The sequence below is a fragment of the Herbiconiux sp. 11R-BC genome (assembly GCF_049472555.1).
Classification (GTDB): Bacteria; Actinomycetota; Actinomycetes; order Actinomycetales; family Microbacteriaceae; genus Herbiconiux.
Genome location: NZ_JBCEBO010000004.1, coordinates 215,310 through 234,406, shown reverse-complemented (window position 1 = coordinate 234,406; position 19,097 = coordinate 215,310). Strand labels below are relative to the sequence as shown.

The 19,097-nt window shown below is 68.9% G+C and carries 15 protein-coding genes; 7 read left to right on the top strand and 8 right to left on the bottom strand.

Annotation, left to right across the window (positions count from 1 at the left end; genetic code table 11):
* Nucleotides 1-80 precede the first annotated feature (80 nt).
* Together VD659_RS11940 and VD659_RS11935 are read left to right on the top strand one after the other, a co-directional pair.
* Entirely contained in the window at nucleotides 81-620 is a 540-nt protein-coding gene (locus VD659_RS11940) for an NUDIX hydrolase family protein (protein WP_137838817.1), read from the top strand.
* A gap of 10 nt (nucleotides 621-630) precedes the next feature.
* On the top strand, nucleotides 631-1,245 hold the full coding sequence (locus VD659_RS11935) for a YdeI/OmpD-associated family protein (RefSeq protein WP_423261279.1): 615 nt from the start codon (nucleotides 631-633) through the stop codon (nucleotides 1,243-1,245).
* Between the two features lie 435 nt (nucleotides 1,246-1,680).
* Here the strand turns inward: VD659_RS11935 and VD659_RS11930 are convergent, their stop codons facing one another.
* From VD659_RS11930 to VD659_RS11920, 3 genes are all read right to left on the bottom strand, one after another.
* On the bottom strand, nucleotides 1,681-3,327 hold the full coding sequence (locus VD659_RS11930; RefSeq protein ID WP_423261278.1) for a DEAD/DEAH box helicase: 1,647 nt from the start codon (nucleotides 3,325-3,327) through the stop codon (nucleotides 1,681-1,683).
* A gap of 214 nt (nucleotides 3,328-3,541) precedes the next feature.
* A complete protein-coding gene (locus VD659_RS11925) occupies nucleotides 3,542-4,213 on the bottom strand; it encodes a DUF1684 domain-containing protein (protein ID WP_423261277.1) in 672 nt (223 codons plus the stop codon).
* A complete protein-coding gene (locus tag VD659_RS11920) occupies nucleotides 4,210-4,761 on the bottom strand; it encodes a hypothetical protein (RefSeq protein WP_423261276.1) in 552 nt (183 codons plus the stop codon). The genes VD659_RS11925 and VD659_RS11920 overlap by 4 nt, the downstream gene beginning before the upstream one ends.
* Nucleotides 4,762-4,808: 47 nt before the next feature.
* Between VD659_RS11920 and VD659_RS11915 the strand changes: the two genes are divergently transcribed.
* The 3 genes from VD659_RS11915 to VD659_RS11905 all read left to right on the top strand — a co-directional run bounded on the left by VD659_RS11915 (nucleotide 4,809) and on the right by VD659_RS11905 (nucleotide 6,871).
* Nucleotides 4,809-5,381, top strand: a complete 573-nt coding sequence (locus tag VD659_RS11915) for a 2-phosphosulfolactate phosphatase (RefSeq protein WP_423261275.1) — start codon at nucleotides 4,809-4,811, stop codon at nucleotides 5,379-5,381.
* Between the two features lie 68 nt (nucleotides 5,382-5,449).
* Nucleotides 5,450-5,752, top strand: coding sequence for a DUF427 domain-containing protein (locus VD659_RS11910; RefSeq protein WP_423261274.1), 303 nt, complete (start codon nucleotides 5,450-5,452; stop codon nucleotides 5,750-5,752).
* 123 nt (nucleotides 5,753-5,875) lie between these two features.
* Nucleotides 5,876-6,871 carry a virginiamycin B lyase family protein gene (locus VD659_RS11905; protein WP_423261272.1) on the top strand — a complete coding sequence of 332 codons (996 nt, stop codon included), beginning with the start codon at nucleotides 5,876-5,878 and terminating at the stop codon, nucleotides 6,869-6,871.
* 140 nt (nucleotides 6,872-7,011) lie between these two features.
* Here the strand turns inward: VD659_RS11905 and VD659_RS11900 are convergent, their stop codons facing one another.
* The 5 genes from VD659_RS11900 to VD659_RS11880 all read right to left on the bottom strand — a co-directional run bounded on the left by VD659_RS11900 (nucleotide 7,012) and on the right by VD659_RS11880 (nucleotide 11,375).
* Nucleotides 7,012-7,575 (bottom strand): SprT-like domain-containing protein, encoded by a 564-nt coding sequence (locus VD659_RS11900; RefSeq protein ID WP_423261270.1) that lies wholly within the window; start codon nucleotides 7,573-7,575, stop codon nucleotides 7,012-7,014.
* A 10-nt stretch (nucleotides 7,576-7,585) separates the two neighbouring features.
* Nucleotides 7,586-8,074 carry a hypothetical protein gene (locus VD659_RS11895; RefSeq protein WP_171010884.1) on the bottom strand — a complete coding sequence of 163 codons (489 nt, stop codon included), beginning with the start codon at nucleotides 8,072-8,074 and terminating at the stop codon, nucleotides 7,586-7,588.
* Nucleotides 8,075-8,325: 251 nt separating this feature from the next.
* Nucleotides 8,326-9,519 (bottom strand): PQQ-dependent sugar dehydrogenase, encoded by a 1,194-nt coding sequence (locus tag VD659_RS11890; RefSeq protein WP_423261269.1) that lies wholly within the window; start codon nucleotides 9,517-9,519, stop codon nucleotides 8,326-8,328.
* A gap of 53 nt (nucleotides 9,520-9,572) precedes the next feature.
* Nucleotides 9,573-10,478, bottom strand: a complete 906-nt coding sequence (locus VD659_RS11885; RefSeq protein WP_423261268.1) for a spermidine synthase — start codon at nucleotides 10,476-10,478, stop codon at nucleotides 9,573-9,575.
* A 9-nt stretch (nucleotides 10,479-10,487) separates the two neighbouring features.
* Complete coding sequence (locus VD659_RS11880; protein ID WP_423261267.1) at nucleotides 10,488-11,375, bottom strand: DUF817 domain-containing protein; 888 nt, start codon at nucleotides 11,373-11,375, stop codon at nucleotides 10,488-10,490.
* A gap of 249 nt (nucleotides 11,376-11,624) precedes the next feature.
* On the opposite strand from VD659_RS11880, the gene rpoB reads away from it, so the two are divergent.
* Both rpoB and rpoC read left to right on the top strand, forming a co-directional pair.
* A complete protein-coding gene (gene rpoB, locus VD659_RS11875) occupies nucleotides 11,625-15,113 on the top strand; it encodes a DNA-directed RNA polymerase subunit beta (protein ID WP_137838564.1) in 3,489 nt (1,162 codons plus the stop codon).
* 42 nt (nucleotides 15,114-15,155) lie between these two features.
* The gene (gene rpoC, locus VD659_RS11870; RefSeq protein ID WP_137838565.1) at nucleotides 15,156-19,034 is read left to right on the top strand and encodes a DNA-directed RNA polymerase subunit beta'; all 3,879 of its coding nucleotides are present in this window, start codon (nucleotides 15,156-15,158) and stop codon (nucleotides 19,032-19,034) included.
* Nucleotides 19,035-19,097 lie beyond the last annotated feature (63 nt).

The window sequence follows — 19,097 nt, the reverse complement described above, 5'->3', positions numbered from 1 at the left end:
CATCCTCGCCCACGCCCCCGACAACGGCTCGCCCGATCGCCGCAAGCGCAATCGTGCGCGCGGGTAGGTAAGAATGAACTATGAGCGTGCGCACCCCTGACCCCAACTCCGGCTGGTTGAGCGACTCCGAGCTCGCCGAGGTCAGGCAGCGTCTTCCGCTGCTGTACGTCGAGGCCGTGCCGGTGCGGGTCGACGGGCTCGGCCAGGTGGTCGAGGTGGGTGTGCTGCTCCGCGTGGGGCCGAGCGGCACCATCGCCCGCACTCTCGTCTCGGGCCGCGTGATGTACGGCGAGACCCTCCGCGACGCGCTCTTCCGCCACCTCGAGAAAGACCTCGGACCGATGGCGTTCCCGCAGCTGCCGGCCAGCCCGGTGCCCTTCCAGGTCGCGGAGTACTTCCCGCTGCCCGGCGTCTCGGCTTACTACGACCAGCGCCAGCACGCCGTCTCGCTCGCCTACGTGGTGCCGGTCACCGGCACCTGCGAGCCGCGGCAGGACGCCCTGGAACTCACCTGGATGACGCCCGAGGAGGCGGCATCCCCGAGCATCACCGACGAGATGGAGGGCGGCCGCGGGGGTCTCCTCCGCGCGGCCCTCGCCTCGGTCGGCCGCCTGCTCTAGGGTCGGGCGCATGGCCGCCGAGCTCCCGCAGTTGCAGTTCGACGACGCCGCTGCGTGGGAGGCCTGGCTCTCCGCCCACCACGAATCGAGCGCGGGAGCACAGCTGCGCATCGCCAAGAAGGGCAGCGCCCACCGCACCGTGAGCCACCCCGAGGCGCTCGACGTCGCCCTCTGCTACGGCTGGATCGACGCCCGCCGCAACGCGCTCGACGCCGACTTCTTCCTGCAGAACTTCACGCCCCGGCGCTCGAAGAGCATCTGGTCGAAGGTCAATCAGGACAAGGTCGCCGCCCTCATCGACGCGGGCCGGATGCGCGAGGCCGGTCACGCCGAGATCGCACGCGCGAAGGCCGACGGCCGCTGGGAGGCCGCCTACGCCGGTTCCAAGACCATCGAGGTGCCCGACGACCTCGCGGCGGCGCTCGCCGCGAACCCGGAGGCTCTCGCGTTCTTCGGCACTCTTTCGAGCCAGAACCGCTACGCGATCCTCTTCCGCCTCCACCACGCCAAGCGCCCCGAAACCCGCGCCCGCAACATCACGACCTTCGTCGCCCAGCTCGCCCGCCACGAAACCGTCTACCCTCAGCCCCCGCGCCCCGCCCCCGCCGCACCTCCCGCCCCCTGACGCCCTCCGCCCCGCGCCCGCATCCGCGCCCACCCTTCGCTCGCGCCCCCGTCTTGCCCCCGAACGACGGAATAACCCGCTCGAGTCGGACCCAGCATCCGTCGTCCTCGCGTTCGCCCCCCGAACTCCGTCGTCCCCACCTCACCCGCCAGGCGCGCGGGCACTCAGGCGCACGCCTCCTCGCGCTCAGGCCCSAGCCTGACGCCCCCGCCGCGCCCCGCCTGTGGCCCCCAACCGACGGAATAGTCCGCTCGACTCGGACCCAGCATCCGTCGTTCTCGACATCGCCCCCCTGAACTCCGTCGACTCGCGCGGCCCGACCACCCGGGGCCCGGCGCGCCACGGCCGGGCGAGCTCCCGAGACGCCGAACGGCCCGCCTCACGAGGAGGCGGGCCGTTCAGACGAGAGTGCTGCGACGAGCAGCGGATGCGCGACTAGCGCGAGCTGCGACGCCCGCCACCCGAGCCGGCCGAGAAGGCGGCCGCCGACTGACGCGGGCGACCCGCGCCGTTCCCGGCGGCAGCGCCCGAGCCCTGGCCGCGGCGCGAGCCGCCATCGCCCGAACCCGAACCGCCGTTGCCGCGCCCGGCGCCCGAGGAGGCGCCGTCGCTCGAGGTGCTGTAGAAGGAGCGGCTGCCGCCTGCGGCCCCGCCGTTGCCACCGCGCGACGATCCGCCGGCGCCGCGGCCCGAGCCGCCGCCCTGGCGCGAACCGCGACCCTCGCCGGCACCGGCACCGGCACCCTGGCCCGCACCGGCGCCTTCGCCCCGGCGTGAGCGCTTGCGCTGCGCGTTGGCGCCCTGCGAGCCGCCGCGCGAAACACCGTCGTTCCCGGTGCGGCGCTGACCGGATGCAGGCAGCTGGCTCGTCGTGCGCGGAGCCGGCTTCACATACGCGGCCACCTGCCCCACGAGCGCGTTCACCGAAGCGGCGTCGGCGGAAGCCGGGACCACCTCGGGCGTGACGGTGATCGCGGCCTTGCGCAGCAGGTCCTTCACGTCCTTGCGCTGCGCGGGCAGCATGATCGTCACGACGTCTCCGGCCGAGCCGGCACGCGCGGTGCGTCCCGAGCGGTGCAGGTACGCCTTGTGCTCCGCCGGCGGGTCGACGTGGATCACGAGCTCGATGTCGTCGACGTGCACGCCGCGGGCGGCCACGTCCGTCGCCACGAGCACGCGCACGTCGCCGGCCGAGAAGGCGGCGAGGTTGCGGTCGCGGGCCACCTGCGAGAGGTTCCCGTGCAGGTCGACGGCCGGGATGCCGGCATCCGTCAGCTGCTTCGCGAGCTTCTTGGCCTGGTGCTTGGTGCGCATGAACAGGATGCGGCGGCCGGTGCCCGAGGCCAGCTTCTCCACGAGAACCCGCTTCGACTCCACGTCGGCGGTCTCGAACACGTGGTGCGTCATGGCGGCCACGGGCGAGTTCGCCTCGTCGACCGAGTGCAGCACCTCGTTGTGGAGGAACTTGCGCACGAGCTTGTCCACACCGTTGTCGAGCGTGGCCGAGAACAGCAGGCGCTGGCCCGACTGCGGGGTCTTGTCCAGGATGCGCGTGACCACGGGCAGGAACCCCAGGTCGGCCATGTGGTCGGCCTCGTCGAGCACGGTGATCTCCACCGCGTCGAGGGTCACGAAGCCCTGCTTCATGAGGTCTTCGAGGCGGCCGGGGCAGGCCACGACGATGTCGACGCCGGCCTTGAGCGCGGTGACCTGGCGGCCCTGCGAGACGCCGCCGAAGATCGTCGTGGTCGTCATGTTGTAGGTCTTGGCGAGCGGCGCGATGACGGCGTCGATCTGGGTGGCGAGCTCACGGGTCGGCGCGAGGATGAGGCCGACCGGGCGTCCCGGGCGGCGCTTGCCACCGGCGAGAGCGCCGGCGAGGCGGGAGACCATCGGAATGGAGAACGCGAGCGTCTTGCCCGACCCGGTCTTGCCGCGGCCGAGCACGTCGCGGCCGTTGAGGGTGTCAGGAAGCGTGTCGACCTGGATGGGGAAGGGCTCGATCTTGCCCTCGGCGGCGAGAACCGCCACGAGAGGAGCAGGCACGCCGAGCGCGCTGAAAGTGGTGGGTGTTGTGGACACAGTGGTGCCTTTCCGGCATCAGTCCGGCAGGCGCACTACGAAGAAGGCCCACTCGGAAGCTTGGCGAACGCACCGACGGTGCATCCGTTCGCCGCAAGAAGTATCTGCAAATGAAACCGGCCCCGGTTGCTACCGCGATGCCGTGCTTCAGAGTGAAGAGGGAGCGTTCTTTCGACGCACGGGGCTCATGACCGAGCCCTCGATTGCTTACAGCCTAGTGCACGGATCCTGGATAGCTCTCGCCGACCGGGATTTCCCCAGCCACGCGGTTGCCCGGCTGCGCCAGTGGACAGGCCCAGGCCGGGTCGTAGGCGCACGAGGGGTTGTAGGCGAAATTGAAGTCGAGCACGAGCGTGGCGGAGCCTTCGCCCATGCCGAGCACGCCGTTCGCGTCGAGGCTCGCTCCCTTGATGGTGTCGACGAGATAGCGGCCGCCGCCGTAGGTGCCGCCGGGCGTGCCGGCGCGCGCATCCTTCACCGGCACGAAGAGCCCGCCGCCGTAGGAGGCGAGGCGCCAGACGTCGAGGGTGCCCACGCCCTCGAGGCGCGCGATGCCGAGCAGCTCGAACGGCACCACGCCGTCGGTCCCGGTCTCGAAGTCGAAGCGGCGGGGCCGGGGGTCGTCGTCGGCCACCTCCTCGATCTCCACCTCGAAGCTCCACGCCGGGTCGTAGGGCGCGATCGGGAGCCCGGCGAAATCCGGCAGATCCTCGGCGAGAAGAGGGGATGCCGGGTGCAGCCGGAACAGGTCGTCGCGCGTCTCGCGCCAGAACTCGTGCGCCTCGGCGGCGTCGACGCTCCGCAGTCGCCGCACCTCCTCGTAGATGCTGAACACCCGTCGGCGCCAGTCGGCGGTCTCGAGCGCGGTCGTGGCACGTGCGTTCATGGCTTCTCCTCCGAGGGCGCCGACTCCGCGTCGTCGACGGCGACGGCGTCGGGATCGGGTGCAGGGAAATCGTAGGCCCAACTCGGGGCGAGCTGCTGCAGCTTCCGCCCGCGCCACTGCCAGAACGCCCAGAGGCTGTACCAGGCGAACGGGGTCAGGAGTCCGGCACCCACGATCAGCTGGTCGCGGTAGAGCGTCTTCCCGGTGCCCGCCGGGTCGGGTGCCACGGCCATCCGGTGGTCCCAGAGCCGGATGGCGCTCACCGCGCCGGTCACGCCCCGCCCCGAGTCGTGCAGGATGCGTGTGCTCCCGCGCTCGGCCGTCTCGAAGCTCAGCCGGATGATTTGCTTTCCCATCGGCACCACCCCGCCGCCGCGCATGAGCACCGGATGCTGCCCCGGCTCCCACACAGTCGGGAACCCGTCGGCCGCCAGGGACTCGATCTCCACCAGCGGCGACGACACCTCCCGGAACACGGCGGGGCTGCGGACGGCGCGCCACGCGGCATCCGGGTCGCAATCGAGCACCAGCTTCAACAGAACGCGCATGCTCCCAGTCTCGCGCGTGCGAGGTCGCGGCGGCATAAAATCGACGGATGCCCAGCTCTGCCGAATCCGCCGCCGTCGTTCCGCAGTCCCGCTACCAGGTGCGTCTCCTCGTCGGCGCGGGCGTCACCGAGGTGCGGGCCGCGGTCTCGAGCTCCGACGTCGTGGTCGTGGTCGACGTGCTCGACGACGGCGACCTGGCGCGCTTCGGCGAGCAGGAGGCGTTCGGCGCGATCGCGCCGGTCGGCGCCGGTGCCGAGGTGGTGGTGGCCGACTTCCGCACGCGCACCGCAGCGGCCCAGGTCGTTCTGGATGCGCAGGCTCGATTCGGCACCAGGGCACACGTCACCGTCGTCACGCTAAGCCGCGCCGACGGTCGGTTCGCGGTCGAGGACTTCCTCGCGGCGGGCGCCGTGGTCGACGCGCTCGCCGAGCTCGGGCTGGACTTCTCCTCGCCCGAGGCCGCCGCCGCCTGCGCGGCCTTCACCGGCCTGCGCCGCGCGATCGGGCATCTGGTCTCCGCCTCGGTCGCGGGCCAGGAGTGGGTGAGCCTCGGCCGGGCCGACGCGCTCGCCGAGGCTGCCCGGCTCGACGCCGTCGACACGGTGCTGAGCGTCTCCTGACTTCTCGCGCATCCGTGGCCCGAGGGGGCGTGCGAGGCGTAGCGTTGCATCGACTGGGAGGTCAGCACATGAAGGCAGTTCTGGGCGGCACCGTGATCGCCGAAGCACCCAAAGAAGACCTGATCGCCATCGAGGGCAACTGGTATTTCCCGCCGGAGAGCGTGAAATCCGAGTTCCTCGTGAAGAGCGACACCCCCTACACCTGCCCGTGGAAGGGCGAGTGCCAGTACTTCTCCGTGAAAGACGGCGACGCGGTCCTCCCCGACCGTGCCTGGAGCTATCCCACGCCGTACCCCACCGCGTTCGATCGCGTGGGCAAGGACTTCAGCAACTACGTGGCCTTCTGGAAAGAAGTCCAGGTCACCGACTGACCCGGGATGGACTGAGTACGAACTACTCGTCCCACCCCTGAATCCCCCTCGCCTACGGTGATGGCGGGCGGCGCGTGTCCCCCCTACGCGCCGCCCACTCACCATCCCCGCGAGGAGCCCCCCGTGTTATCTCTCTCCCGCCGCACCCTCGCGGCCGCCGTCGCACTCGGAACGGTGGCGGGCGGGATGCTCGTGGCCGCTCCGGCCATCGCTCTCGACCCTCGCCCGGGCGACTTCGCCACCTGGCACGAATACCCCACCGCCACGCCCGGTGGCACGCTCGCGACGATCGCCACCGACGCCGCCGACAACATCTGGTACTCCGACCCGCTCGACAATCAGATCGTGCGGGTGCCGTCCGCGTCGCCCTCCACCCCACGCAGCTACGATCTCGGTGCCGGTTGGCCCGGCGTCTCGAGCCTCGCGGTCGGTGCCGACGGCTCGATCTGGTTCGACGACTTCGTCAACGGGGCCATCGGCCATCTCGACCCGGTCACTGGCGTGGTGGAGTCGTTCCCGCTCTTCGCCGCCACCGACTGGGCGTCGTCACTGGTTGCCGGTCCTGAGGGGTCCGTGTGGTTCGGCGACCCTGTGAACGGGCGCATCGACGCGATCTCGCCGAGCGGCAGCATCACCGGCATCCCCGAACCGTCCGGAGCCGCCATCGTTGACCTCGTCGCCGCCGCCGACGGCCGCCTCTGGTACACGAAGAACACCGGCCCCGAGCTCGGCTCCTACGACCCGCGCACCGGCACTTTCGAGTCCTACCCGGTGCCCGTCGGCGAGTTCACCGGCCTGGCCCTCTCGAACACCGGCGACCTCTGGGTCGCCGGCATCGACACGCTCCTCCGCGTGCGCCTCGACGGTTCCATCGCGGCCTCGGTCGCGCTTCCCCCTTCGCCGGCCGGCTACACCGCCCCGCGCCACCTCATCGCCGGCGTCGACACCGAACTCCACTTCACCGACTACGCAATGGGCATCGGCACGGTCGACTCCGCCGGCCACGTCAGGTACACGCGCCCACCCTTCACCGACAGCGCCCCCGACCGCCTCGCTGTCACCTCCTACGGCTCCCTCTGGTACACCGACGCCGTGCGCAACACCCTCGGCAACGTCTGACCCGCCTCAAGCCGCCCACCGCCGCCGCGGTCAGCGGGCGCGCCCCACCGCGCACGCCAGCGCGCCAGACCGCATCTCCGTCCGCGCGCAGACCGCGACCCAGGCTGAGCGCGCAGGCCGTGACTCGGGCGCAGGGTGCCTCAGGCCGAACGCGCCTTGCGCGGCTCGGAGCCGCGAGCCGCCGCATCGGGAGGCGACGCCGACACCGGCCGCACGGCCGCGTCCCGCCGCACCGAGCGCCGAGCAGCCGACACGTCGCGCCGCGCCCACACGATGAGGTGCGCCGAGCTGAACCCCCGCGCGCACAGGCTGCACGACAGCCGCCCCGCCGGCTTCCGGTGGCGGTAGAACTCGTGCCCCGCGGGGCACCGCCCCACCCACGGCGCGAGCTCGTCAGCGCGGTCGCCGTCGTGCAGGCGCTTCCCCTCGTAGCCCAGCTCGCGGGCGATCGCCGCCCACCGCGGCCCGTGGCCCGCACCGGCGCCGGCGAGTGCGTGCGCCACCTCGTGCAGCAGCACCTGATGGATCTCGTCGTCCTCGTAGCGCGCCGCGAGATACCGTGACACCGTGATGCGGTGCGTCGTGTAGTTGCACTGCCCCGCGCGCGTCTTCGCGTTGTCGAAGCCGAACGACCACACGCGCGCGTCGAGGTGCATAGCGATGAGCGCATCCGCCCAGGTCGTCACGCGCGCGAGCTCAGCCATCCGGTCGAACCTAGGCCGACAGGAGCGATTCCGTGACGGCCACGGCCACCAGCGAACTCTCGAGCTGATCGATGGATGCGCCCTGCCGCTCCAGCAGGAAGACGGTCGCCTTGAAATCGGTGAGCGCCTCCGCATACTCCTGGGTCTCGAAGTGCACCTTGCCGCGGCTGAGCGTCGCCGTCGCCTCGAGGGCGCCCCATTCGTGGGTCTGTGCCTCTTCGACGCAGAGGCTCAATTCCTGCAGTGCGGCGGCGTACTTGCCCTGGTACTGCTGAACCTGGGCCCGGCGGATGCGCGCCCCGAGCGCCTGCTCGCGGTCACCCGAGAAGCGCGCCTGGCGAACGGCTTCGTTCGCCACGGTGAAGGCCTCGTCGAGCTGGCCGCCCAGGCGCAGCAGCACCACCTTCTCGTTGAGTGCCGAGAGGCTGCGGAGCTTGCCGAGTTCCTCGAGGCGCTCACCGATCGCGCGAAGGTCGACCTTCTCGCGGAGGGTGGTCATGTCGTAGCCGGTGATGATGCTCAGTTGGTGCTCCTGGTGTTACGTCTGGGCCCCGCGCCTGGATCTGGCGTTCGTTCCCACCGGTGATTCGGATCCCGTTCGATCCAGGGTACCCAGAGCATCCGTCATCGCGCCCCGTCGCCCCCGGCAGGTCGCGAACCCACGCTCGAAGACCGGCGCGGGAACCCGACCGCCGAGCCCGCGTGTGAACCCGCCCGCCACCCGTCCCACCGCGCCCGCCCGCCGAGCCCTCAGCCCGCCGGCACCAGATTCACCCGGTACAGCACGTCGTCGCCCGCGCGAGGCGTCCCGCGCCCGTCGGTGTTGTTGGTCAGCAGATACAGCGTGGACCCGGGCCCACGCACCACGTCCCGCACCCGCCCGAGCTGGCCGCCCCCGTACCACTCGGCCGCCTGCCCGTCGAAGCCGATCGTCCAGAGGCGCTCGCCGCCGAGTCCCGCCATGAAGATCGTCGACCCCACGATCGCGATCCCGCTCGGGCTCGCGACATCGGTCGCCCACTCCTGCACCGGGTCGACGAACCCCGGGTCGCCCCCGATGCCCTCCACCGCGGGCCACCCGTAGTTCGCGCCGGGGGTGATGCGGTTGATCTCGTCCCAGGTGTTCTGCCCGAACTCCGCGGCCCACATCGTGCCGTCGGCCGCCCAGGCGATGCCCTGCGGGTTGCGGTGCCCGAGCGACCACACCGGCGACCCCGGGAACGGGTTGTCGGCGGGAACGGTGCCGATCGGCGTGATCCGAAGGATCTTCCCGCCGAGCGAATCGAGCGTCTGCGCGTTCGACGACACGCTCGCGTCGCCCGCCGTCACGTACAGCATCCCGTCGGGGCCGAACTTGATGCGCCCGCCATTGTGGTTCGAGGCCTTCGGCAGCCCGGTGAGCACGCCCTCGGGTGTGCCCAGGGTGTGTGCGCCCGCCGAGCCGCCCAGGGGCATCCGCACCACCCGGTTGTCGTCGGCGGCAGTGTAGTAGGCGTAGAGATAGCTCCCGGATGCGCCCTCCAGCGGCGTGATGCCGAGCAGTCCGCCTTCTCCCGCGGCCACCACGCCCGGCACAGCGGACACCGGCACGGCCTGCCCGTCCACGATCTCCACGATCTCGCCGGAGTCACGCTCGCTCACGAGAACCGAGCCGTCGGCGAGCACCGCGATCGACCACGGCGCGGGAAGCCCCGATGCGATCGGCACCGGGTCGCCCGAGGGCACGAGCGGTCCGAGCACTTCAGCGGGCGCCGCCGTCGGCGTGGGCGCCGTCGTCGCAGTGGCCGGCGGTGTCACGCCGATCGAGGGCGTCGCGGATGCGCTGGCCGCCCCGCTCGCGCTCTCCCCGCCCGCCAGGTCGCCACTCGTGCATCCGGCCAGCATCGCCCCCACGACCAGCGCCACGACCGCCCCGCCCGCGCGGCCTGCCGCACGTCGTCGCACTGTTTCGCGTCCGTCCAAGCCCATGCCGCTCACCCGCCTGTCGTCCTGCGCCGTCAGTCGTTCTGTGACTTCCGGTCTACCTGGAAAATGCTCCGAGCGGGAGCCGGGGACTTCGTCGCGGTCTGATCCGTCGACACAGGGGCTCCGGCGATGAAGTTCCGCAGTTCCCGCCCGTCCACCACCTTCGCGGGCACCGGATCGCTCGCGACGAGCCGCGGCATCCGCTCGAACGGCAGGGGAGCGGCCGAGGCGAATGCCACCACGTTCCCGAACCGCCGCGCCTTGAGCATCTGCGGGTCCACCACGAGGGCCACGTGCTCGAACACGTGCGAGAGCGTCGCCGCCTGCCCGCGCGCGAACGCCAGCCCGGCCCCGTCCGCGATGTTCACCGCCACCAGACCGCGCGGCGCGAGCAGCCCGGCCACCGACTGGTAGAACTCCACGCTCGTCACGTGCGCGGGCGTGCGCGCCCCCGCGAACACGTCCACCACCACCACGTCGGCCGCCCCGCGCAGGCCGGGCGGGAAGGCCTCGACGACCGTGCGGGCGTCGCCGTGCCGCACCCGGATGCTCGCCCCGCGCGGCAGCGGAAGGTGCGTCCGCACGAAGTCCACGAGCGCGCTGTCGATCTCCACCACCTGCTGCCGCGATCCCGGCCGCGTGGCCTCCACGTAGCGGGGGAGTGTGAACGCCCCGCCGCCGAGGTGCACCGCGGTGATCGCCTCGCCCTCGGGCGCCACGAGGTCGATCCCGTGCCCGATCCGCCGCACGTACTCGAACGACAGGTAGGAGGGGTCGTCGGAGTCGACGTGCGACTGCGGTGTGCCGTCCACCACGAGCACGAACGATCCCGGCCGGAACCGGTCCTCCTCGAGCACCGCGAGCAGCCCGTCCTGCAGCCGGGCCGACGGATGCGCGGCCGCCTCGCCGCGCCGGTCGCGCCCTCTGTCCCGTGCCATGCTTCGACCCTACCCGCGGGCCTGTGCCGCTCCTGCGCCGTCCCCCGGCCTTCCCGCGGCATCCGGAGCCCGCGGCCGGTACACCCAGGTCACGAGCACCACCGAGATGATCATCAGCAGCAGCCACGAGCCGAGCTTCGCGATCGACACCGGCTCCCACCCGTTCTCCTGGCCCGGATACGCCCATGCCTGCGACCAGGTGGCGATGTTCTCGGCCAGCCAGATGAACACCGCGACGAGCAGGAACGCCACGAGCACCGGCATCCGCAGCACCCGCCGGAACACCCGGAAGTACATCGTCGTGCGCGCGAACACCGCCGCGACGGCCACGAGCAGCACCCATCGCAGGTCCCAGATGACGTGGTGGGTGAAGAAGTTGAGGTAGATCGCCCCGGCGAGCACCGCCGTCACCCACACCCGCGGGTACCGCGTGAACCGCAGGTCGAACAATCGGTACACCCGCACCAGATACGACCCGACGGCCGCGTACATGAACCCGCTGAACAGCGGAACCCCGGCGATGCGCAGGATGCCGTCGGCCCCGTACGTCCACGACCCCACGTCGGTCTTGAACACCTCCATCACCGTCCCGACGATGTGGAAGAGCACGACGACCCGAAGCTCCCGCCAGGTCTCCAGCCGTGTCGCCACCATCACGATCTGGATGGCGACGGCCGCGAGGGTGATGGCGTCGTTCCGCGCGAGCGCGGCGTCGTCGGGGTACCAGAGCCGGGCGGCGAAGATGACGGCGAGCATCGCGGCCCCGAACACGCAAGCCCAGGCCTGCTTCAGCACGAAGGCGGCGAACTCCACGGCCCAGGATGCCGGTCCTCGCGACGGAGTGGCGGCCAGAATCCGCCGCCACCGCGACTCGAGGCCCTTCTCGACATCGCTCATCGGGCGGTTATACCGGACAAATCGAAACTGGTCAAGAATCTGACTGGACAGGCGTGTCGAATGCGCCTATAGTTGTTCTTTGCGCTCCCAGAACAACCATGCCTTCATATTGTGGTCGGCAGCTTCGTCTCATCACGTAGCAAACACTCTAGAACCATATTGCGGGTTCAGACCATATCTCGGGAGTTCTCGACACAACATCGACCGTAAGTAACGCATGACCCGACGGGGTCCACGGAGGTTATTTCCTTGGCTGCTGCGCGCAACGCAACCACCACTTCACCCAAGAACGGTCGGGCCGCATCGCGGCTCTCGTTCGCCAAGATCACCGACACGCTGACGGTTCCGGATCTGCTCGCTCTGCAGACCGAGAGCTTCGACTGGCTGGTCGGAAACGACGTGTGGAAGGCACGCGTCGCGGAAGCGAAGAAGGCCGGTCGTCAAGACCTGCCGTCGAACTCCGGTCTCGATGAGATCTTCGAGGAGATCTCTCCCATCGAAGACCTCGGCGAGACCATGCAGCTCAGCTTCACGAGCCCGTTCCTCGAGCCCGAGAAGTACACCATCGACGAGTGCAAGGAGCGCGGCAAGACCTACGCGGCTCCCCTCTACGTCGAGGCCGAGTTCATGAACCACCAGACCGGTGAGATCAAGACCCAGACGGTCTTCATGGGCGACTTCCCGCTGATGACCGAGAAGGGCACGTTCATCATCAACGGCACCGAGCGTGTCGTCGTGTCCCAGCTCGTGCGTTCGCCCGGTGTCTACTTCGAGCGCACCCCCGAGAAGACCTCCGACAAGGACATCTATTCCGCTCGCATCATCCCGAGCCGCGGTGCCTGGCTCGAGTTCGAGATCGACAAGCGCGACCAGGTCGGCGTCCGCATCGACCGCAAGCGCAAGCAGTCGGTCACGGTGTTCCTCAAGGCCCTCGGCCTCACCTCCGAGGAGATCCTCGAGGAGTTCAAGGGCTACGCCTCGATCGAGGCCACCCTGGAGAAGGACTCGATCCTCACCAAGGAAGAGGCCCTGAAGGACATCTACCGCAAGCTCCGCCCGGGCGAGCAGGTCGCTGCCGAGGCCGCGCGTGCGCTGCTGGACAACTTCTACTTCAACCCCAAGCGCTACGACCTCGCCAAGGTGGGTCGTTACAAGATCAACCGCAAGCTCGGCATCGACGCGCCGCTGTCCGACTCGGTCCTCACCAACCAGGACATCATCGCGACGATCAAGTACCTGGTCGCCCTCCACGACAACCAGACCGTGCTCCCCGGTGTGCGCGACGGCAAGAAGGTCGAGATCCGTCTCGACGTCGACGACATCGACCACTTCGGCAACCGCCGCATCCGTGCGGTCGGCGAGCTCATCCAGAACCAGGTCCGCACGGGTCTGTCCCGCATGGAGCGCGTCGTCCGCGAGCGCATGACCACGCAGGACATCGAGGCCATCACCCCGCAGACCCTGATCAACGTGCGCCCCGTGGTCGCCGCGATCAAGGAGTTCTTCGGAACCAGCCAGCTGTCGCAGTTCATGGACCAGAACAACCCCCTCGCCGGTCTGACGCACAAGCGTCGTCTCTCCGCGCTGGGCCCGGGTGGTCTGTCCCGTGAGCGCGCCGGCGTCGAGGTGCGAGACGTTCACCCCTCGCACTACGGCCGCATGTGCCCGATCGAGACCCCGGAAGGCCCGAACATCGGCCTGATCGGTTCGCTCGCGTCCTTCGCGCGCATCAACTCCTTCGGTTTCATCGAGACCCCCTACCGTCGCGTCGTCGACGGCGTGGTCACGGCGAACATCGACTACCTCACCGCGTCGGAGGAAGACGAGTACATCGTCGCCCAGGCCAACGCTCCGCTCACGGCCGACGCGAAGTTCGCCGAGGCGCGCGTGCTCGCCCGTAAGAAGGGTGGAGAGGTCGACCTCTTCCCGAAGGAGGACATCGGCTACATGGATGTCTCGCCGCGCCAGATGGTGTCGGTCGCGACCTCCCTCATCCCCTTCCTCGAGCACGACGACGCGAACCGCGCCCTCATGGGTGCGAACATGCAGCGTCAGGCCGTGCCGCTTCTGCGTTCGGAGTCGCCGCTGGTCGGAACCGGTATGGAGGGCTTCGCGGCCATCGACGCCGGCGACGTGGTCGTGGCCAACGCCGCGGGTGTGGTCCAGGAGGTGTCGGCCGATGCCGTCACCGTGCAGCTCGACGAGGGCGGCACCGAGACCTACTACCTCCGCAAGTTCGACCGCTCCAACCAGGGCACGTCCTACAACAACCGCGTCATCGTCTCCGAGGGTGAGCGCATCGAGGTCGGTCAGGTCATCGCGGATGGCCCGGCCACCGAGAACGGCGAGCTCGCGCTCGGCAAGAACCTCCTCGTGGCGTTCATGCCGTGGGAGGGTCACAACTTCGAGGACGCGATCATCCTGAGCCAGAACCTGGTGAAGGACGACGTGCTGTCGTCGATCCACATCGAGGAATACGAAGTGGATGCCCGCGACACCAAGCTCGGAAAAGAGGAGATCACCCGTGACCTCCCCAACGTGAGCCCGGAGCTGCTGGCCGACCTCGACGAGCGCGGCATCATCCGCATCGGCGCCGAGGTCCGCCCCGGCGACATCCTCGTCGGCAAGGTCACGCCGAAGGGCGAGACCGAGCTCAGCGCCGAGGAGCGCCTGCTGCGCGCCATCTTCAACGAGAAGTCCCGCGAGGTCCGTGACACGAGCCTCAAGGTTCCTCACGGTGAAGAGGGAACGATCATCGCCGTCAAGGAGTTCTCGGCCGAGAACGACGACGAGCTCGGCTCGGGCGTCAACCAGCGCGTCGTGGTCTACATCGCCCAGAAGCGCAAGATCACCGCGGGTGACAAGCTCGCCGGCCGTCACGGCAACAAGGGTGTCATCTCGAAGATCCTCCCGGTCGAGGACATGCCCTTCCTCGCCGACGGAACCCCGGTCGACATCGTCCTCAACCCGATGGGCATCCCCGGTCGAATGAACTTCGGCCAGGTGCTCGAGACCCACCTCGGGTGGATCGCGAAGCAGGGCTGGGAGGTCGACGGCAAGCCGAAGTGGGCCGCGAACCTGCCCGAGCAGGCGCGTTCCGCCGCCCCGGGCACGAAGGTCGCCACCCCGGTGTTCGACGGTGCCTCCGAGGAGGAGATCGCGGGTCTGCTCGACTCCACCACGCTCACGCGTGATGGCGAGCGCCTGATCGGCTCCTCCGGTAAGACGCAGCTCTTCGACGGCCGCTCCGGCGAGCCGTACCCGGAGCCCGTCTCGGTCGGCTACATGTACATCCTGAAGCTGCACCACCTGGTCGACGACAAGATCCACGCCCGTTCGACCGGTCCGTACTCCATGATCACGCAGCAGCCGCTGGGTGGTAAGGCGCAGTTCGGTGGACAGCGATTCGGTGAGATGGAGGTGTGGGCGCTCGAGGCGTATGGAGCCGCTTACGCCCTGCAGGAGCTCCTGACCATCAAGTCCGACGACATCCTGGGCCGCGTCAAGGTCTACGAGGCCATCGTCAAGGGTGAGAACATCCAGGAGCCCGGCATCCCCGAGTCCTTCAAGGTGCTCATCAAGGAGATGCAGTCGCTCTGCCTGAACGTCGAGGTGCTCTCGGCCGACGGCACGGCGGTCAGCCTGCGCGACACGGACGACGAGGTCTTCCGTGCCGCCGAAGAGCTCGGCATCAACATCTCCAGCCGCTTCGAGTCGTCGTCCATCGACGACATCTGAGCCGGCAACCACTAGAAGACTTTTTCCAGGAGAGAAGGAAAATTGCTCGACGTAACAACTTTTGATGAGCTGCGGATCGGCCTCGCTACGGCCGACGACATCCGCAAGTGGTCGCACGGTGAGGTCAAGAAGCCCGAGACCATCAACTACCGCACGCTGAAGCCCGAGAAGGACGGCCTCTTCGGAGAGCAGATCTTCGGGCCGAGCCGTGACTGGGAGTGTTCCTGCGGCAAGTACAAGCGGGTGCGCTTCAAGGGCATCGTCTGCGAGCGCTGCGGTGTCGAGGTCACGAAGTCGTCGGTGCGCCGTGAGCGCATGGGCCACATCGAGCTCGCCGCTCCGGTCACGCACATCTGGTACTTCAAGGGCGTCCCCTCGCGCTTGGGCTACCTGCTCGACATGGCGCCGAAGGACCTCGAGAAGGTCATCTACTTCGCCGCGTACATGATCATCTCGGTCGACGAAGACGGCCGTCACCAGGACATGCCTGGTCTCGAGAACGAGCTCCGGCTCGAGATCAAGACCCTGTCCGACCAGCGTGACGCCCGCATCGCCGACCGCCTGTCGCGCCTCGAGGCCGACCTGGCCGAGCTCGAGGCCGAAGGGGCCAAGGCCGACCAGAAGCGCCGCACGAAGGATGGCGCCGAGAAGGAGATGTCGCAGAGCCGTAAGGCCTTCGACGACCAGATCGCTCAGCTCGAGCGCGTCTGGGAGGACTTCCGCAACCTCAAGGTGGGCGAGCTCAAGCCGGAAGACGCGATCTTCCACGAGCTCCAGGACCGCTACGGGATGTACTTCGAGGCCTACATGGGCGCCGAGGCCATCAAGAAGCGCCTCGAGGCCTTCGACCTGGCCACCGAGTCCGACACGCTGCACCTGCAGATCGCCGAGGGCAAGGGTCAGAAGAAGATCCGTGCCATCAAGCGCCTGCGCGTGGTCAACTCGTTCCTGCAGACCGGCAACTCGCCGGCGGCGATGGTTCTCGACGTGGTCCCCGTGATCCCGCCGGAGCTGCGCCCGATGGTGCAGCTCGACGGTGGCCGCTTCGCGACCAGTGACCTCAACGACCTCTACCGTCGTGTGATCAACCGCAACAACCGTCTCCGTCGACTGCTCGACCTCGGTGCCCCCGAGATCATCGTCAACAACGAGAAGCGGATGCTGCAGGAGGCCGTCGACGCGCTGTTCGACAACGGCCGCCGTGGTCGCCCCGTCACCGGTACCGGCAACCGTGCGCTGAAGTCCCTGAGCGACATGCTCAAGGGTAAGCAGGGTCGTTTCCGCCAGAACCTGCTGGGCAAGCGCGTCGACTACTCGGGACGTTCGGTCATCATCGTCGGCCCGCAGCTGAAGCTGCACCAGTGCGGTCTGCCCAAGCAGATGGCCCTGGAGCTCTTCAAGCCTTTCGTGATCAAGCGCCTGATCGACCTGAGCCACGCTCAGAACATCAAGGCAGCGAAGCGCATGGTGGAGCGCAGCCGTCCGCAGGTGTGGGACGTGCTCGAGGAGATCATCCGCGAGCGCCCGGTTCTGCTGAACCGCGCACCCACCCTGCACCGTCTGGGCATCCAGGCCTTCGAGCCTCAGCTCGTGGAGGGCAAGGCGATCCAGCTGCACCCGCTCGTCTGCGCCGCGTTCAACGCGGACTTCGACGGCGACCAGATGGCCGTCCACCTTCCGCTGTCGGTCGAGGCCCAGGCCGAGGCGCGCATCCTGATGCTCGCCTCGAACAACATCCTGAAGCCGTCGGATGGCCGCCCGGTCACCCTGCCGACCCAGGACATGATCATCGGTCTGCACCACCTCACCACGATCAAGGAGGGGGCGATCGGCGAAGGCCGTTCGTTCTCGACCGTGGCCGAGGCGCTCATGGCCAAGGATCAGGGTTCGCTCGACCTGAACGCGGTCGTCAAGATCCGTATGTCCGACCTGCACTTCGCCGAGGGCGACGGGCCCGAGGGTTACGACGGCGGCCCCGTGCTGCTGGAGACCACCCTCGGTCGCGCGCTCTTCAACGAGGCGCTGCCGGCCGACTACCCCTACATGCAGCAGGTGGCCGACAAGGGCGCCATCTCCGCGATCGTCAACGACCTCGCGGAGCGGTACCCGAAGGTGGAGGTCGCTGCATCGCTCGACCGCATCAAGGACGCCGGCTTCTACTGGGCCACGCGATCCGGTGTGACCGTCGCGCTCTCGGACATCCTGACGCCGCCGAACAAGCGGGAGATCGTCCAGGGTTACGAGAAGCAGGCCGCCAAGGTGCAGGGCCAGTTCGAGAAGGGTCTGACGACCGACCTCGAGCGTCGCCAGGAGCTGATCCAGATCTGGACGAAGGCCACGGATGAGGTCGCCGCAGCCATGCGCGCCAACTTCCCGGTCGACAACACGATCAACCGCATGGTCACCTCGGGTGCTCGTGGTAACTGGCTGCAGGTGCGCAACATCGCCGGCATGCGAGGCCTCGTGAACAACCCGAAGGGTGAGATCATCCCTCGCCCGATCATCTCCTCGTACCGCGAGGGGCTGTCGGTGGCGGAGTACTTCATCGCGACGCACGGTGCCCGTAAGGGTCTGGCCGACACGGCCCTCCGTACGGCCGACTCGGGGTACCTCACCCGTCGTCTGGTCGACGTCTCGCAGGATGTCATCATCCGCGAGCCCGACTGCGGCACCACGCGTGGTCTCGACCTGCCGATCGCCATCGAGGGGCCTGACGGCGTCTGGGTGCGCGACGACAACGTCGAGAACTCGGTCTACGCCCGCTCGCTCGCCGCTGACGCGGTGAACGAGAAGGGCGAGGTCGTGGCCGAGGCCGGAGACGACGTCGGAGACGTGCTGATCGAGAAGCTGGTCGCCGCGGGCGTGCGCAACATCAAGGTGCGCTCCGTGCTGACCTGCGAGTCGGCCGTCGGTGTGTGTGCGACCTGCTACGGCCGTTCGCTCGCGACCGGAAACCTCGTCGACATCGGAGAGGCCGTCGGCATCATCGCGGCCCAGTCGATCGGCGAGCCCGGCACCCAGCTCACGATGCGCACCTTCCACACCGGTGGATCGGCTTCGGCCGACGACATCACGCAGGGTCTGCCCCGCGTGCAGGAGCTCTTCGAGGCCCGCACCCCCAAGGGTGCGTCGCCCATCGTCGAGGCCGCCGGTCGCGTCAACATCGAAGACACCGACCGCAGCCGCAAGGTGATCCTCACGCCCGACAACGGCGACGAGCCGATCGCCTACCCGGTGCTGAAGCGTGCCACCCTCCTGATCGAGGACGGGCAGCACGTCGAACTCGGGCAGCAGCTCATCATCGGCGCCGTCGACCCGAAGGAAGTCCTTCGTGTCAAGGGCGTCCGTGAGGTGCAGAAGCACCTCGTGGGCGGCGTGCAGGGTGTCTACCGTTCGCAGGGTGTGCCGATCCACGACAAGCACATCGAGGTCATCGTGCGCCAGATGCTGCGCAAGGTCACCGTCGTCGAGCACGGCGACACCGACCTGCTCCCCGGTGAGCTCGTCGACCGGGCGCGCTACACCGAGGTGAACCGCGCCACGCTCGCCGAGGGCAAGAAGCCCGCATCGGCTCGCCAGGAGGTCATGGGTATCACCAAGGCCTCCCTCGCGACCGAGTCGTGGCTGTCGGCCGCGTCGTTCCAGGAGACCACGCGTGTTCTCACGCAGGCCGCCATGGAGGGCAAGTCCGACCCGCTGGTGGGCCTGAAGGAGAACGTGATCATCGGAAAGCTGATCCCGGCCGGAACCGGTCTCCAGAAGTACCGCAACGTCATCGTCGAGGCGACCGAGGAAGCCAAGGCAGAGCGCTACCCGAACCGCATCTTCACCGATGACGCGGTGTTCTCGGAGGCCGACCTGTCGTTCGTCGACTTCGACAGCTTCAGCTCGGATGACTACACCCCCGGCACCTACAACTAAGCCGTAGGCGCTGCACGCGAGGGGCCTCTCACCACACGGTGAGGGGCCCTTCGTCGTCGGCTT